This window comes from Streptomyces sp. CC0208, assembly GCF_003443735.1.
GTDB classification, from domain to species: domain Bacteria; phylum Actinomycetota; class Actinomycetes; order Streptomycetales; family Streptomycetaceae; genus Streptomyces; species Streptomyces sviceus.
In genome coordinates this window covers 3,778,872-3,794,325 of the sequence record NZ_CP031969.1, presented here as the reverse complement: position 1 = coordinate 3,794,325, position 15,454 = coordinate 3,778,872, and the positions used below count along the sequence as shown (strand labels likewise).

Here is a 15,454-nt window from a genome sequence, read left to right as displayed (position 1 = left end):
CGGCACGGAGCGGGGAGACTCCGCTCAGGGCTTGCTCCGACTTTGGGCTTCCGCCTGCGCGAGTACCTCGGCCTCGGCCTCGGCCAGCGCGATGGTGATGCCGAGTGCCTCGGTGATGTGTGTCGCGGCCGACATGACGCGCGCCGTGCCGACGACCGGGGCGATGGCGACGAGAACGTCCTGCAGTTGCTCGGCGGTCAGGTCGGCCTTGACGGCAGGATCGACATGGGCGAGGTAGGAGATCGCCGGTGCGTCCATGGCCGCGAGCGCGGCCAGGCGGGTGAGGAGGAACGTCTTCTCGTCCAGGCCGCACCGCTCGATCGAGTCGACGGTCATGGCGGCGAGTGTGTCGAGAACGGGGGTATCTGACCGAGTGGCCATGGTCGGTCCGCCTTTCGTTGCCGTGCGGGCCGCCGCGCGCCGTCCCGTCGACCACTGGAACGCGTCATGCGTCGGCCGTTCACTCATCCACGGTAGGAGCCACGGGAACCGAGCGCATGTTGGGCTGACCGGGTGATCGCAGGCCCCACCAGGCAATACGGCTGATGCCCCGCCTCATGCGACCGATGACTGAAGTCCTGCACGTCGCACGGTCGCGGGGAGGACCGCCCCGCGATGGTGAGCGGGCTCGAGGGTGGACGCTGTCCGGTTCCCGAGCCCGTGGAGACGCCGAGCAGAGCCGCTGGACCGCGAGGTCCGACCGTGGAGCGATCTACCCAGCCAGGGCGTTTCCTTCGGATCATCCGATCCTTCGCCTGACGCGTCGTTGACGGACGCACGGTGGGCGCTGTCGGCGGACGCCTGGAGGCCGTTCACGGAGTTCGCCGCGCGCTGAGGTCGGGGCGCTGCCGCGGCGCGGGCGCGGGTGTCGACCGGGACCTCACCAGCCACAGGCCGGTGCACACCGCGGTGGCCAGGGTGACGGCTCCGGCCACGGCGAAGGCGCTGTCGAGACCGGCCTCGAAGGAGGCACCGCCGGACTGCCGGGCGCGGACCACGGCCCCGAGCACCGCCACACCGAGCACCGCGCCGATCTGCCGCGTGGTGCTGCTGATGCCCGAAGCGAGGCCGCCCTCCTGCGGGTCGACCGCCTGGATGGCGGCGCCGGTCAGCGGGGACATGGTCAGGGCGAAGCCGACGCCGACCGTGGCGAGCCGCCACCACACGTCGGCGTAACCGGTGTCGGCGTGCACCCCGCCCAGAGTGAGGAGCCCGAGCCCGGCCGGCGCCAGGCCGCCGGTGACGACGGACCGGTAGCCGTACCTGGCGGCGAGGCGGCCCGCGAAGGGGCTGACGACGACCATGGCGAGGGTCGCGGGCAGGGTCTGCAGTCCGGCCCGCAGGATCGAGCTGCCCTGGACGTACACGAAGAACTGCGAGAAGAAGAACGACGAGCCCATGAGCGCGAACCCCACCACGACCATGGCGGAGTTGGAGACGGTGAACAGCCGACTGCGGAACAGGCCCATCGGCAGCATCGGTGCGGGGTGACGCCGCTCGACGGCGACGAACGCGGCGAGGAGGACGGCCGCCGCGGCGAAGCCACCGAGGATCACCGGTGAGGTCCAGCCGCGCGAGCCGCCTTCGATCAGGGCGTAGGCGAGGGTGCCGACCCCGAGGACGGACAGGATCGTGCCGGGGATGTCGAGGGCACGGGCGTCCCGGTTGCGGGACTCCTTCAGGACGCGTCGGCCGACCACCAGCAGGACCACGCCGATGGGCACGTTGACCAGGAAGATCGCGGGCCAGCCGAACGCCTGCGCCAGGACACCGCCGGCCACGGGTCCGGCGGCCAGGCCGATGCCGCTGAGCCCGGCCCACAGTCCGATCGCCCTGACCCGTTCCCGCGGGGCGGGATGCGCGGCCACCAGGAGTGCGAGCGAGGCGGGGCTCAGGGCCGCGGCCCCGACCCCCTGCAGCACCCGCCCGGCCACCAGCCAGCCGACCGAGGGGGCGACGCTGCACAGCACGGACGCGGCGGTGAACACCGCGACACCGCTCAGGTACACGCGCTTGCGGCCGAAGCGGTCGGCGAAGACTCCGCCGGACAGCAGCAGCATGGCGACCAGCAGGACATAGGCGTCGACGATCCATTGCAGGCCGGTCAGCCCCGCGCCCAGGCGGTGCTGCATGTCGGGCAGTGCCGCGCCGACGATGGTGTTGTCGAGCAGCACCATGAACTGCCCCAGGCAGGTCACCACGAGCATGACGTCCCCTCCCCCTCACTTAATGCAGCTGACAGCTGCATTAAGTGAGACCGTAGAGCGGGTGGCACGCAAACGCAAGTACGGACTGCTTTAAGGTGAGGGGCATGGACGAGCAACAGCGCACCCGGCGGCCCGGCGGACGCAGCGCCCGCGTCGGCGCGGCGGTGCATCAGGCCGTCACCGAGCTGGTGGGCGAACGCGGCTACGGCGGATTCACCGTCAGCGAGGTCGCGGCCCGCGCGGGGGTCGCCGACACCACCGTCTACCGCCGCTGGGGCAGCCTCGAAGCGCTGCTCACCGACGTGACGCTGACCCGCCTCAACGCGCGGTCACCGATGCCCGACACCGGGGACCTGGTCGGCGACCTGCGCACCTACGCGGCCGCCGTGGCCCGCGAGATCACCGGACCCGACGGCCTGGCCGTGCTCCGCCTGGCCGTCGTCCTGTCCGGCTCCGGACCCGAGGGCCTGCGGCTGCGCGACGGCTTCCTCGCCGAACGCGCCCGGCAGTTGCAGTCCATGCTCGACCGGGCGCGCGAGCGCGGGGAGCGGCCCCCCGACGCGCTGGCCGTCGTCGACCACGTCATGGCCCCGATGTACATCCGCGTCCTGTTCGGCGCCGGCCCGCTCACCCCGGAGTACGTGGACGGCCTGGTCGACCGGCTGCTGCGCTGACCGTCAGGCGGCCGAGTAGTCGGTGTTGTCCGCCCGTTGGTCTTCGAAGGCACGGGTCAGCGGGTGGCGAAACCCACGTGCCCGCAACGTGCCCGAGCCGCCTGACGGCCCCTCCCCGGCACCAAAAAGGGCGAGGCCCGAAGACCCCGCCCGATCCGCAAGAAAACCCCAGCTCAGGGCCACACCAGGCAATACGGCTGATGCCCCGCCTCATGCAACCGATGGCTGAAGTCTTGCCACTCGTGCAGCAGTTGGTACACGTTGAACGCGTCCCGCGGCCCGCCCCGGTCCGGGACCGTCGACCAGATGAACGCCGCCGCGCCGACCGCTTCCTCGCCTATGCCGCGCAGAGGGTCCACGACCGTCATGGGGAGCTTGACCACCGCGTAGTCGGGGTGCAGGACGACCAGTTCGAGCGGGGGGACCTTGTGGAGGGGGACGCCCTCGATGCCGGTGAGGACCATGGCCGCCATGGTCTCCGGCTTGATCTTGGTGAACATGCCGTTCATCCCGAGCTCGTCGCCGCCGAGTTCCTCGGGGCGCATCGAGATCGGGACACGGGCCGCGGTCGCGCCGTCGGGCGCGCCGAAGTACTTGTACGTCACCCCCACCCGACCACCATTCCTGCTTCCCGCCCTCAACGGATCGATCCGACGTTCGATACGTCGTTCGTCGCGTTCCGACTCACCCGGGGTGCCCGAGGCACTGCGTCCCTGACGTGTCTCGGCCGCTTCCTCCGCCTCGCGCCGGTGCCTTCCCCGCCGGGCACGTCGAGGACCCAGGTCATCAGTCCCCTCGCCCAGTCCGCCACCGCGATGCATATCTCCACCCGACTGCTTTTCTAGGACGCGCAGGCCCCGCCGCGCAACCCGATCATCGTGTCAGTGACCTCCCCCACGGCCGCCCGCCGAAACGTGCGCTGAAACACCTGTCCGCAGGATCTTCGCAGCCTCTGAACAGACGGCTCCGTGCCATCGTCTCCGTGAGCTGTGTGTATCCGCATCCAGTTTCGCAGATCGTGGGGCGCCGGGGGTGTTCGAGGGCTGGCCTACCCTGAGGTGGTCACCGGCAACGGAGTCCGAGAAAGCCGAACAAACCGGAGAAGGTCGGAGTAGTCGCAGGATATGAGTGAATTGCCCTATTCATACGAGGCGCCTGTCTCGCAGGCCCTGTTCGACCGCGCGTCCGTCGTCACGCCCGGCGGCGTGAACTCCCCGGTCCGCGCCTTCCGTGCCGTGGGCGGCACCCCCCGCTTCATGGTGTCCGGCACCGGGCCCTATCTGACCGACGCCGACGGGCGGGAGTACGTCGACCTCGTCTGCTCCTGGGGCCCCATGATCCTCGGGCACTCGCACCCCGAGGTGATCGCGGCCGTCCAGGAGGCGGTGTCGAAGGGCACCTCCTTCGGCACCCCCGGTGAGGGGGAGGTCGCGCTCGCCGAGGAGATCGTGGCCCGGGTCGAGCCCGTCGACCAGGTACGGCTCGTCTCCAGCGGGACCGAGGCCACCATGTCCGCGATCCGGCTCGCCCGCGGCTTCACCCGGCGCACCAAGGTCATCAAGTTCGCCGGGTGTTACCACGGTCACGTCGACTCGCTGCTCGCCGCGGCCGGCAGCGGAGTGGCCACCTTCGCGCTGCCCGACACCCCCGGCGTCACCGGTGCCCAGGCCGGCGACACGATCGTGCTGCCGTACAACGATCTCGAAGCCGTCCACGAGGCCTTCCACCGGCACCCCGGTGAGATCGCCTGTGTGATCACCGAGGCCTCGCCCGGCAACATGGGTGTCGTGCCGCCCCTGCCCGGGTTCAACCAGGGGCTCAAGGACGCCTGCGCGCAGAACGGCGCCCTCTACATCTCCGACGAGGTCATGACCGGGTTCAGGACCAGCCGGAGCGGTTGGTACGGCATCGACGGGGTCCGCCCCGACCTCATGACCTTCGGAAAGGTCATGGGTGGCGGATTCCCCGCCGCCGCCTTCGGGGGCCGTGCCGACGTCATGGCCCACCTCGCCCCCGCAGGGCCCGTGTACCAGGCCGGCACCCTCTCCGGGAACCCGGTCGCCACCGCCGCCGGCCTCGCCCAGCTGCGGCTGCTCGACGACGCGGCCTACGTCAAGGTCGACGCCGTCTCCGAGCAGATCCAGGCACTGGTCTCCGAGGCGCTCACCAAGGAAGGCGTCGCGCACACCGTGCAGAACGCCTCCAACATGTTCTCGGTGTTCTTCACCGACCGGCCGGTGCGCAGCTACGAGGACGCCAAGGCGCAGGAGTCCTTCCGGTACACCGCCTTCTTCCACTCCCTTCTGGAGAACGGCGTCTACCTGCCGCCGTCCTCCTTCGAGTCGTGGTTCGTCTCCACGGCCCACGACGAGCAGGCGGTTCAGCGGATCGCCGACGCCCTTCCGGCGGCGGCCCGAGCGGCGGCGGAGGCCACGGCAGCATGAGCACCCCGAACAACAGCGACATCACCGTCGTCCACCTCATGCGGCACGGCGAGGTCGCCAACCCCGACGGGGTGCTGTACGGCCGTCTCGCCGGCTACCACCTCTCCGAGCTCGGACGGCAGATGGCCGACCGGGTCGCCGAGCACCTTGCTCCCCGGGACGTCACCTACGTCTGCGCCTCCCCGCTGGAGCGGGCGCAGGAGACCGCCACGCCGATCGCCAAGGCGCACGGCCTCGATCTCGCGACCGACGAGCGGCTCATCGAGGCCGAGAACGTCTTCCAGGGCAAGACCTTCGGCGTGGGCGACGGGGCGCTGAAGAACCCGGAGAACTGGAAGCACCTCGTCAACCCGTTCAAGCCGTCCTGGGGCGAGCCGTACGTCGACCAGGTCGTCCGGATGAAGGGCGCGCTGGACGCTGCCCGGGACCGGGCGCGCGGGCACGAGGCCGTCCTGGTCAGCCATCAGCTGCCGATCTGGATCGTGCGGTCGTACGTCGAGAAGCGGCGGCTGTGGCACGACCCGCGCAAGCGGCAGTGCACGCTCGCCTCCCTCACGTCCTTCACCTACCAGGGCGACCGGATCGTCTCCGTCGGCTACAGCGAGCCCGCGATCGATCTGGTGCCGGCGCACCTCCGGGCCGGGGCCAAGCCGGTGAAGGGTGGGTCCAAGGGGTTCGGGGCGTAGCCGCTCCGCTGAAGGCCCGTGGGGAACTGGCGGTCCGTTGTGGCTGGCCGCGCAGTTCCCCGCGCCCCCTCGGGGCGTCTCTGTTACCGAATCCGGAAATAGCACCGGAACCTTCCCCGCCCTCGTCACCTCTGACTGGGTAACCACCGGAGAACGTGACGAAATCGGGGAAGCATGCACTCTCTCACCCGTAGGGGAGCGATAGGCCTGGGCGCGGGTGCCGCGGCCGCCGTAGGACTGTCGGGGTGCGGAACCCTCACCGGGTCCGACGGCTCGGACGGGGTGACCCACGGCGCCGGCTCCACGCCCAGCAAGAAGCCGGCCCCCACCGCCCGCCCCATCGGCGACGGCTCCACCGCCTTCACCGGCAAGCAGCCGCACCAGCCCGCCAAGCCCGTGCCGCTGGAGCCCGGCCAGACCCCGCCGCAGTTCGTCGTCTTCTCCTGGGACGGAGCCGGCGAGGTCGGCAACGGCCTCTTCCCGCGCTTCCTCGACCTCGCCAGGAAGCACGACGCGCACATGACCTTCTTCCTGTCCGGGCTGTATCTGCTGCCCGAGTCGAAGAAGCGGCTCTACGACCCCCCGAACAACCCCCGCGGCGCCTCCGACATCGGCTACCTCACCGACGAGCACGTCAAAGCCACCCTCACCAACGTCCGCCGGGCCTGGCTCGAGGGGCACGAGATCGGCACCCACTTCAACGGCCACTTCTGCTCGGGCTACGGCACCGTCGGCAACTGGACTCCCCAGCAGTGGAAGAGCGAGATCCAGCAGGCGAAAGCTTTCGTCAAGGAGTGGCGCACCAACACCGGCTGGACCGACCTGCCCGCGCTGCCCTTCGACTACGACAAGGAACTCGTCGGCGGCCGCACCCCCTGCCTGCTGGGCCAGGACAAGCTGCTGCCCACCGCCCGCGAGCTCGGCTGGCGCTACGACGCCTCCTCGCCCGGCGGCCGTCAGGTCTGGCCCGAGAAGAACAACGGCATATGGGACCTGCCGCTTCAGCAGATACCTTTCCCCGGCCGCAGCTTCGAGGTCCTGTCCATGGACTACAACATGCTCGCCAACCAGTCGATCAACTCGACCAACGCGCCCGCCTACAACTACCCGGCCTGGCGCAAGCAGTCCGCCGGCGCCTACATCTCCGGCTTCCAGCGCGCCTACGAGACCAACCGCGCCCCCTTCTTCGTCGGCAACCACTTCGAGCACTGGAACGGCGGCATCTACATGGACGCCGTCGAGCAGGCCTTCACGCACATCGCGCGGGAGAAGGAGAAGGGCGCGGACGTGCGCATGGTCTCCTTCCGGCAGTTCGTCGACTGGATGGACGTACAGAAGCCGGAGGTGCTCGCGAAGCTCCGCACCCTCGATGTCGGCCAGGAGCCGGCGGGCGGCTGGAAGACGTTCCTCAAGGCGCCCGCGACACCCTCCTCGAACGCTGCCTGAAATGCGGGTTTCCGCCCGCAAGGGGGGTGCCCAAGATCCCCGGAACGGGCATGCGAAACTTTTCACATGAGTGCCAGCCGTAGCCGCTCCCGAGTCCGCACCACCCTGCTCACCGCGGGGGCCGCAGCCGCAGCGCTGACCCTGTCCGCCTGCAGTTCGGGTGGCACCTCGGGCGGAGGCGGCGACACCAACTTCGTCATGGGCGCGGACGGCATCTCGACCGCCGACCAGGCGGACCGGGGCACCGCCCCCGACCTGTCCGGCAAGACCGTCGACGGGGGACGGCTCGACGTCGCCGACTACAAGGGCAAGGTCGTCGTCCTGAACGTATGGGGCTCCTGGTGCGCGCCCTGCCGGGCCGAGGCGCCCAACCTGGAGACGGTCTACAAGGACCTCAAGAACCGGGACGTGCAGTTCGTCGGCATCAACACCCGCGACACCAGCGTCCAGAACGCGCGCGCCTTCGAGAAGGACCTCGGCGTCACCTTCCCCAGCCTGTACGACCCGACGGGCAAGCTGATGCTCCGCTTCGCCAAGGGCACCCTCAACCCGCAGGCCGTGCCCTCCACGCTCGTCATCGACCGGGACGGGAAGATCGCCGCCCGCTCACTGGCCGCGCTCAGCGAGAGCAAGCTGCGCAAGATGATCGACCCGGTCCTCGCGGAGAAGTGACGTGAGCGCAGTCGTCACGCTCGCCGCCGACACGGGCTACAACGGCACCGTCCTCAGCGGCGCCCTGCTCGTCGCCCTGCCCATCGCGGTCCTCGGCGGCCTCGTCTCCTTCTTTTCCCCGTGCGTGCTGCCGCTGGTCCCCGGCTATCTGTCGTACGTCACCGGCGTCACCGGCACCGATCTGGCCGAGGCCCGGCGCGGCCGGATGGTCGCGGGCGCCTCCCTGTTCGTGCTCGGCTTCACCGCGGTGTTCGTCTCCAGCGGTGCGCTGTTCGGCTACTTCGGCCAGACGCTCCAGGAGCACCAGGGCGTGCTGTCCAAGGTGCTGGGCGTGCTCATGATCCTCATGGGCGTCTTCTTCATGGGCCTCATGCCCTGGATGACCCAGCGGGAGTTCCGCCTCCACAACAAGCCCACGATGGGCCTGCTCGGTGCCCCGCTGCTCGGCGCGCTGTTCGGAATCGGCTGGACCCCCTGCATCGGCCCGACCCTCGCCTCGGTGATCGCCCTGTCCTCCCAGCAGGGCAGCGCCGGCCGCGGTGCCATACTGACCGTCGCCTACTGCCTCGGCCTCGGGGTGCCCTTCGTGCTCGCCGCGGTCGCCTTCCGCAAGGCGCTCGGCGCCTTCGGCTGGGTCAAGCGCCACTACGTCTGGGTCATGCGCATCGGCGGCACCATGATGATCGTGACCGGGCTGCTGCTGCTGACCGGCGCGTGGGACCGCCTCGTGCAGGACGTCCAGTCCTGGTCCGCCGGCTTCACTGTGGGGATCTGATCCATGAGCAAGACCACACCCGCCACCCCTGACGCCCCCGACGCTCCCGTCGGCGACCAGGACCTCGGTGCCGCGGGCTCCCAGCTGTCCACCGCGCCCACGGAGAGCCTGAGCGTGCCCGCCCTGGGTGTCATCGGGTGGGCCCGCTGGTTCTGGCGGCAGCTGACCTCGATGCGGGTCGCGCTGCTGCTGCTCCTGCTGGTGGCACTCGGCGCGATCCCCGGCTCGCTGATCCCGCAGTCCGGGACCGACGCCACGAAGGTCGCCGACTTCGTCAAGAACAACCCCACCCTCGGGGACGTCTACGACAAGCTCGGCCTCTTCCACGTCTACAGCTCGGTGTGGTTCTCCGCGATCTACATCCTGCTGTTCGTCTCCCTCGTCGGCTGCATCGTGCCCCGCACCTGGCAGTTCGTCGGGCAGCTGCGCAGCCGGCCGCCGGGCGCCCCCAAGCGGCTGACCCGGCTGCCCGCCTACACCACCTGGCGCACCGCCGCCGAGCCCGAGCAGGTCCGCGAGGCCGCGCTCGCCCTCCTGAAGAAGCGACGCTTCCGCGCCCACCTCGCCGGTGACAACGTCGCAGCTGAGAAGGGCTATGTGCGCGAGGTCGGCAACCTCGCCTTCCACATCGCGCTGATCGTGCTGCTGACCGCCTTCGCCTGGGGCCAGCTCTTCAAGTCCGAGGGCAACAAGCTGGTCGTCGAGGGCGACGGCTTCTCCAACACCCTCACCCAGTACGACGACTTCAAGTCCGGGAACCTCTTCGACACCGGCGACCTGGTGCCGCTCAGCTTCCGCCTGAACAAGTTCACCGGCACCTACGAGACCAACGGCCCCAACAAGGGCACCCCGCGCCTCTACCAGGCGGCCATCACCTACAGCGAGGGCGCCTACGGCAAGGCCCACAAGACCCTGGTCAAGGTCAACGAGCCGCTGGAGATCGGCGACGCGAAGGTCTACCTCACCGCCCACGGCTACGCGCCCCTGATCACCGTGCGGGACGGCAAGGGCAACGTCGTCTACCGCGACGCGGTCGCACTGCTTCCGCTGGACTCCAACGTCACCTCCACCGGTGTGATCAAGGTCCTCGACGGCTACAAGAACGCCAAGGGCGTCAGCGAGCAGCTGGGCGTCTCGGCCTTCTTCCTGCCGACCTACACCAAGGGCAGCGAGACGGCCTCCACCTTCCCCGCGCTGAACAACCCGGTGCTCAACCTCACGCCGTACCACGGCGACCTCGGTGTCGACTCGGGCATCCCGCAGAGCGTGTACCAGCTCGACAAGTCGCACATGAAGGACTTCAAGGACGCCAAGGGCCAGGAGCTCAGGGAGAACCTGAAGCCCGGCCAGACCATGAAGCTCCCGAACGGCGCCGGCTCGGTCACCTACGAGGGCACCAAGCAGTGGGCGAACTTCCAGGTCGTCCAGCAGCCCGCCAGCGGGTGGGCCCTCGCCGGCGCCCTCACCGCGATCTTCGGCCTCGCCGCGTCCCTGTTCATCCAGCGCCGCCGGGTGTGGGTGCGGGCGGTGCGCGGCGACGACGGCGTGACGGTCGTCGAGATGGCCGGCCTCGGCCGCAGCGAGTCGGCGAAGCTGCCGGAGGAACTGGGCGAGCTGGCCGGGATCCTGTACGACCAAACGCCGCAGCCGACCGATGACACCCACCCGCACCCCACCCCCGACCCCCAAGTAGCACCCTCCGAAGGGGCTGAGAAGTGACTCTCGCCGCCGCAACCGAGTTGGCCACCGCCACCAACGAGCACCTCGCCAACATCAGCAACACGCTGATCTACTCCGCGATGGCCGTCTACACCCTGGCCTTCTTCGCGTACATCGCCGAATGGCTCCTCGGCAGCCGCAGCAAGGTCGGCCGCACCGCCGCCGCGCTCACCGCCGACGCGAAGACCAAGGCCAAGGCCAAGGCACCGGCCGTCACCGTGAACCAGGGTGGCAGCACCGCCGTACTGGAGCGGCCGCAGGTCGTGGTGCGGTCGGCGGCGGGGTCGCGTGACGTGCCCGACGGGCCGGGGGCGCACGGCGGGGACGCGCAGGGCGACCTCTACGGGCGTATCGCCATCTCCCTCACGGTGCTCGCCTTCCTCGTCGAGCTCGGCGGGGTCGTCGCCCGCGCCGCCTCGGTGGAGCGGGCGCCCTGGGGCAACATGTACGAGTTCAACATCACCTTCTCCACGGTGGCCGTCGCCGTGTACCTGGGGCTGCTGGCCCTGAAGAAGAACGTGCGCTGGCTCGGGCTGTTCCTGATCACCACGGTCCTCCTCGATCTCGGCCTCGCCGTCACCGTCTTGTACACCGCCAGCGACCAGTTGGTTCCCGCCCTTCACTCGTACTGGCTGTACATCCACGTCTCCACCGCGATCTTCTGCGGTGCGGTGTTCTACGTCGGCGCGGTCGCCACGATCCTGTACCTCTTCAAGGACAGCTACGAGAACAAGATCGCGTCCGGCGGCACGCCCGGCCGGTTCGCGAACTCCGTCCTGGACCGGCTGCCGGCCTCCGCGAGCCTCGACAAGTTCGCCTACCGCGTCAACGCGGCGGTCTTCCCGCTGTGGACGTTCACGATCATCGCGGGCGCCATCTGGGCGGGCGACGCGTGGGGCCGTTACTGGGGCTGGGACCCCAAGGAGACCTGGTCGTTCATCACCTGGGTCGCCTACGCCTGCTACCTGCACGCCCGTGCCACGGCGGGCTGGAAGGGCCGCAAGGCCGCCTACCTGGCGATGGCCGCCTTCGGCTGCTGGCTGTTCAACTACTACGGCGTCAACATCTTCGTCTCCGGAAAGCACTCGTACGCCGGCGTCTGAGCGCTGAGACCCTGCCTGCCGTCCTATGAGGGCGGCAGGCATTCCTTTGCCGGGGGCTTGCCCTCCGGCCAGGCGATCCGCACGAAGCGTGCGGTGCCCTGCGGGGTCAGTTCCACGATCGGTACGGCCTTGTCGTACGGGTTGCCGTGGTTGTCGAGGCAGATCCAGCCGCTCGCGCCGCTGACGCGCTGCTGGGTGCCCTTGATGAGCCGCCACTCGTTGCGGACCTCTTCGAGGGTGGGGACGTCCTTGCTGCCCTTGGCGAACCGGATGCCCTGGTACGTCAGCCGCATCGCGTCGTAGGCGATGATCAGCTGGCCGTCCTCCAGGTCGACGTCACCGATCGGGCCCACCTTGTCGCCCTGGCCCGCCAGTACCAGCTCCTGGAGGACTTTCGCGTCGGCGGTCGAACCCCCGGTCGCGGGCGGGGACTTCAGCCAGGCGTCCGGGTGGGCGAGCGCGGTGTAGCGGACGGTGAGGTTGCGGTTCAGGGCGTCCCGGTTCAGGTCCCTGTCGCCGGTGAGGTAGGACGCCTCGTCGCCGGTGAGCAGGGTGAACCTCCGCTTCTGGCAGCCGCGTTCGCCGAGCGCGTTGATGAACTGCCGCAGCTGGGTGTGGCGGCCGGCGAACAGGATGGTGTCGGTGCCGGCGTCCGTGTCGCAGACCAGGTGGGTGATCTGCTCGAAGTCGTTGGCGGTGGAGCCCTCCTGGGTGCGGTCGTCGGGCGGGTTGAACGACCAGGGGGCGTACGGCGATCCCTTGAGCAGCTTCTCGAAGGACCGCTGCAGGGTCAGCGAGTAGGGGTCGCCGTTGTCCCTGTCGTCCGCCTTCTGGTCGTAGACCAGGACCGCCTTGTCGGCCGCCACCTTGGCGAAGGAGGTGAGCGCGCGGGCCTCGTCGGTGTTGGTGGGGGCGACCCGGGCGAGCCCGGGGAAGGGGTCCTTGCCGCCCTGGCCGTTGGCGAGGTTGTCGGCGGTGATGGAGGTGCCGATCACCGCGATGCCGCGGGCGGTGAGCGCGGTGACGGCCCGCTTGTTGTCGGCGGTGCTCAGCCCGACCCCGGCGACCGCCCGCAGCCGGTCCTTGCCGCCGGTCATGCCCGCCAGCTGGTCGACGGTGTGTTCCCAGTGGGCGCCGGTGGCACCCGGGTTGGCGAGCACCAGCCGGATCGCGGGGACGGTCCCGTTGGAGCGGTGGTTGGCCTGGTACTGCGCGAGATACGCGCCCTGGAGTTCGTGCAGCACGTCACCGAGGTTGTCGGCGTCGGTCGCGGTGAAGGGTTCGAGGAGGGCCACGGTCACGTACGGGCCCTTGATGGACCGGTTCTCACGGTCGATCGCCCGCACGACCGGCCGCAGCGGGGCCCGGCCCCAGTCGTAGCCGGTCGCCGAGACGCCGACGCACTCGTCGCTGCCCTCCGGTCTGACGACCCCGGCCGCGCAGGAGCGGTCGTCGTGGGCGAGGGCGCGGACGGCGAGCACCAGGCCCGCGGTCACCACCACGGCGAGCACGATCGCGAGGTACCGGCGCAGCGGAATCTCCCACACGCCCTCCCGCAGCCACGTCCCGAAGCCTCTGCCGGCCATCACGCCTCCCCCTCGCCGTCGCTGTCGTCCTCGTCGTCCGGGATGCGCAGCGGCCGACCCGCGAGGGCATCCTCGGGCCAGTCCCGGGAGGCCCGCCACAGCAGCGCGTTGCCGGCCGGACGCAGGTTGGACAGCTGCTCCAGCTCGAAGCGCAGCCGGTCGCAGACCTTCGGGTCGGGCAGCGCGAGCGGATCGGTCAGCTGCCACACGGCGTGCAGCAGCCGCCGTATCCGCAGATGCAGCACGGCGAGCACGGGGTCCGGGGAGTCCGGCAGCAGCTGGGCGGCGTCCGTGTGACCGAGCGCGACGGCCGCGCGCCGGTCGTCGTGGGCGGCGAAGTCGTGGCCCTCGGCGTCGTGCGCGTGGAAGTAGGGCGCCGAGGCGACGAAGCGCAGGGTGCGCAGCCAGGTGCGGGTGTCCAGGGCGGTGAAGGTGGCGCGCAGGTGGGCGACGGCCGACTCGGTGGAGCCCAGGGCGAGTTCGTGGTGCAGGCGGTAGCGGGTGTGGGCCTCGTCGGGGTCCGGGGGCGCGTAGTGCGCGATCAGGGTCTCGTGCGCCTCGCGCCAGCGCCCGTGGTCGGCGGAGCGGTGGTGCAGCCGGAGCAGCAGCAGCGTCCGCACGAAGGGGTCGCCGACGAACCGGCCCGGCACCTCCGGCAGCCCCTCCTGGACGAGCCGGGTCTCGAGCGCCCGTACGTCGGCCGGGCCGAAGTCGTCCGGCAGCAGGGCCGCGGCCAGGGCGGTGGCGGAGTCGTGGTCGTGGGCGGCGGCCAGCACCGTCAGCTCCTCCAGCCGGTCGGCGGGCACGAGCCGGTCCAGGAGTTCCACGTAGGTGGGTCTGCCGTCGCGGTCCTCGCGCAGCTGTACCTCGGAGGTGAGCAGTTCGCCCAGGGAGGCCGTGCCGTGCTGTGCGGCGGATTCGGTGAGCAGCGTGATGCCCAGCGGGTTGCCGCCGGTCAACCGGTGTACGGCGTGCGGGAGTTGGGGCGGCACCTGGTGCTCGTCGACGATGTGCAGGGTGTCGTCGGCGGTCAGCGGCGGCAGCGAGACCAGCAGGGCGCGGGAGGAGGGGGAGGCGGGGTCGGGCGTCCAGTCGGTGCGCCGGGCGAGCTCGGGGAGGGTGCGCCGTACGGCGTTGCGCAGGGCGGGGCGGCCGGTGCCGCGCAGTGCGGTGATGAAGACGACCTGGTCGGCGATGCCCGCGGAGCGGTCGCGCAGGACGGCGTCGGTGAGGCCGGGGCCGGGCGCCGACTGCGCGTTGTCGACGAGGACGAGGGGCCGGCCCAGGCGCTGCATGCGGGGCAGCACTCCGGTGTAGGCGTCGGTGAGGTCGGCGAGCAGGGCGCGGACGAGATGGCGTTCGGCGTGGTCCCGGGAGGTGCCGCCGGCCCTGAAGTGCCCGGACAGCAGCATGAGTCCGCGCCGGGCGTTGCCACTCGCGTTGGGGTAGTCGCGCCACCAGGTGGCGGCGCGCTGCTGTCGTCGGTGCACGAAGCCGTCGGAGATGGACTCCAGGGTGGCCTCGATGGCGGACTGGAGCAGCGGTCCGGTACCGGTCGCGGCGGCGGCGACGTTGGCGGCGACCCGCCCGGCCCAGCGCCCGGCGAACCCGGCGATCCACGACCCGCTCTCGTTGAGCAGCAGGATCCGCTCGACCTCGCGCCGGATCCGTTCGGAATCGGCGTCCCGCCACCCGCCCGCGGCCACCGCGACCAGCCCGGACATCAGCCGGGGGAAGGTGATCCGCCCGGCGCCGGTCACCGGCTGCGCGAGCTGCTCGGCGATCACCAGCAGGGCCTGTGACACCGGCGACCAGGCCTCGGCGTCCCGGCCGGCGGGCGGCGCCGCGAACTCGGCCGCCTCGCAGTCGACCAGGGCGACCGGGGTGTGCCCGTGGTAGGCCGTACGCAGCTCGCCGAGCAGGGCGCTCTTGCCCGTTCCGCGCGCGCCGGTGAGCACGACGAAGGGGAGTTCCTGCGGATGTTCCACCGGGGTGGCCCGGTGCTGGTGCGGCCGCAGTCCCACGAGCCGTGGTGCGAGCCCCGCCGGTTCCGTGTCGAACAGCGCCCCGCGCCCGCGCAGCTGTCTGTGCACCCGCATTCCCCCCATGCGCGCTGTTTATCAATACCAGAGTAGGGAGGGG

13 protein-coding genes are annotated in these 15,454 nt (G+C 70.6%); 8 read left to right on the top strand and 5 right to left on the bottom strand.

The window, feature by feature from the left end; all coding sequences use genetic code 11:
* Window positions 1–24: 24 nt before the first annotated feature.
* Together D1369_RS17225 and D1369_RS17220 are read right to left on the bottom strand one after the other, a co-directional pair.
* Window positions 25–381, bottom strand: a complete 357-nt coding sequence (locus tag D1369_RS17225) for a carboxymuconolactone decarboxylase family protein (RefSeq protein ID WP_037901047.1) — start codon at window positions 379–381, stop codon at window positions 25–27.
* Between the two features lie 431 nt (window positions 382–812).
* A complete protein-coding gene (locus D1369_RS17220) occupies window positions 813–2,207 on the bottom strand; it encodes an MFS transporter (RefSeq protein ID WP_007383885.1) in 1,395 nt (464 codons plus the stop codon).
* 104 nt (window positions 2,208–2,311) lie between these two features.
* Between D1369_RS17220 and D1369_RS17215 the strand changes: the two genes are divergently transcribed.
* Entirely contained in the window at window positions 2,312–2,881 is a 570-nt protein-coding gene (locus D1369_RS17215) for a TetR/AcrR family transcriptional regulator (protein ID WP_037901048.1), read from the top strand.
* Window positions 2,882–3,054: 173 nt separating this feature from the next.
* On the opposite strand, the gene D1369_RS17210 is transcribed toward D1369_RS17215, so the two are convergent.
* Window positions 3,055–3,702, bottom strand: coding sequence for a hypothetical protein (locus D1369_RS17210; RefSeq protein ID WP_202477059.1), 648 nt, complete (start codon window positions 3,700–3,702; stop codon window positions 3,055–3,057).
* A gap of 303 nt (window positions 3,703–4,005) precedes the next feature.
* Between D1369_RS17210 and hemL the strand changes: the two genes are divergently transcribed.
* From hemL to ccsB, 7 genes are all read left to right on the top strand, one after another.
* Entirely contained in the window at window positions 4,006–5,325 is a 1,320-nt protein-coding gene (hemL, locus tag D1369_RS17200; protein WP_037901049.1) for a glutamate-1-semialdehyde 2,1-aminomutase, read from the top strand.
* Window positions 5,322–6,011: a histidine phosphatase family protein gene (locus tag D1369_RS17195; RefSeq protein ID WP_007383888.1), complete on the top strand. Its 690-nt coding sequence runs from the start codon at window positions 5,322–5,324 to the stop codon at window positions 6,009–6,011. Before hemL ends, D1369_RS17195 begins: the two co-directional genes overlap by 4 nt.
* A 174-nt stretch (window positions 6,012–6,185) precedes the next feature.
* Window positions 6,186–7,457: a hypothetical protein gene (locus D1369_RS17190; RefSeq protein ID WP_007383889.1), complete on the top strand. Its 1,272-nt coding sequence runs from the start codon at window positions 6,186–6,188 to the stop codon at window positions 7,455–7,457.
* Window positions 7,458–7,523: 66 nt separating this feature from the next.
* Window positions 7,524–8,129, top strand: a complete 606-nt coding sequence (locus D1369_RS17185; protein WP_007383890.1) for a TlpA disulfide reductase family protein — start codon at window positions 7,524–7,526, stop codon at window positions 8,127–8,129.
* Between the two features lies 1 nt (window position 8,130).
* The gene (locus D1369_RS17180) at window positions 8,131–8,904 is read left to right on the top strand and encodes a cytochrome c biogenesis protein CcdA (RefSeq protein WP_007383891.1); all 774 of its coding nucleotides are present in this window, start codon (window positions 8,131–8,133) and stop codon (window positions 8,902–8,904) included.
* 3 nt (window positions 8,905–8,907) lie between these two features.
* Window positions 8,908–10,623 (top strand): cytochrome c biogenesis protein ResB, encoded by a 1,716-nt coding sequence (locus D1369_RS17175; protein ID WP_007383892.1) that lies wholly within the window; start codon window positions 8,908–8,910, stop codon window positions 10,621–10,623.
* Window positions 10,620–11,726, top strand: coding sequence for a c-type cytochrome biogenesis protein CcsB (gene ccsB, locus D1369_RS17170; protein ID WP_007383893.1), 1,107 nt, complete (start codon window positions 10,620–10,622; stop codon window positions 11,724–11,726). The genes D1369_RS17175 and ccsB overlap by 4 nt, the downstream gene beginning before the upstream one ends.
* 23 nt (window positions 11,727–11,749) lie before the next feature.
* Here the strand turns inward: ccsB and D1369_RS17165 are convergent, their stop codons facing one another.
* Together D1369_RS17165 and D1369_RS17160 are read right to left on the bottom strand one after the other, a co-directional pair.
* A complete protein-coding gene (locus tag D1369_RS17165; protein ID WP_007383894.1) occupies window positions 11,750–13,312 on the bottom strand; it encodes an ABC transporter substrate-binding protein in 1,563 nt (520 codons plus the stop codon).
* Entirely contained in the window at window positions 13,312–15,411 is a 2,100-nt protein-coding gene (locus D1369_RS17160) for a hypothetical protein (protein ID WP_007383895.1), read from the bottom strand. Before D1369_RS17160 ends, D1369_RS17165 begins: the two co-directional genes overlap by 1 nt.
* Window positions 15,412–15,454: the final 43 nt, after the last annotated feature.

Bases quoted from the DNA above. Each gene is read 5' to 3' on its own strand.
- D1369_RS17195 (WP_007383888.1), top strand. From the start codon at position 5,322: ATGAGCACCCCGAACAACAGCGACATCACCGTCGTCCACCTCATGCGG.
- D1369_RS17220 (WP_007383885.1), bottom strand. From the start codon at position 2,207: ATGCTCGTGGTGACCTGCCTGGGGCAGTTCATGGTGCTGCTCGACAAC.
- D1369_RS17185 (WP_007383890.1), top strand. From the start codon at position 7,524: ATGAGTGCCAGCCGTAGCCGCTCCCGAGTCCGCACCACCCTGCTCACC.
- D1369_RS17190 (WP_007383889.1), top strand. From the start codon at position 6,186: ATGCACTCTCTCACCCGTAGGGGAGCGATAGGCCTGGGCGCGGGTGCC.
- hemL (WP_037901049.1), top strand. From the start codon at position 4,006: ATGAGTGAATTGCCCTATTCATACGAGGCGCCTGTCTCGCAGGCCCTG.
- D1369_RS17210 (WP_202477059.1), bottom strand. From the start codon at position 3,702: ATGCATCGCGGTGGCGGACTGGGCGAGGGGACTGATGACCTGGGTCCT.
- D1369_RS17215 (WP_037901048.1), top strand. From the start codon at position 2,312: ATGGACGAGCAACAGCGCACCCGGCGGCCCGGCGGACGCAGCGCCCGC.
- D1369_RS17160 (WP_007383895.1), bottom strand. From the start codon at position 15,411: ATGCGGGTGCACAGACAGCTGCGCGGGCGCGGGGCGCTGTTCGACACG.
- D1369_RS17165 (WP_007383894.1), bottom strand. From the start codon at position 13,312: ATGGCCGGCAGAGGCTTCGGGACGTGGCTGCGGGAGGGCGTGTGGGAG.
- D1369_RS17175 (WP_007383892.1), top strand. From the start codon at position 8,908: ATGAGCAAGACCACACCCGCCACCCCTGACGCCCCCGACGCTCCCGTC.
- D1369_RS17225 (WP_037901047.1), bottom strand. From the start codon at position 381: ATGGCCACTCGGTCAGATACCCCCGTTCTCGACACACTCGCCGCCATG.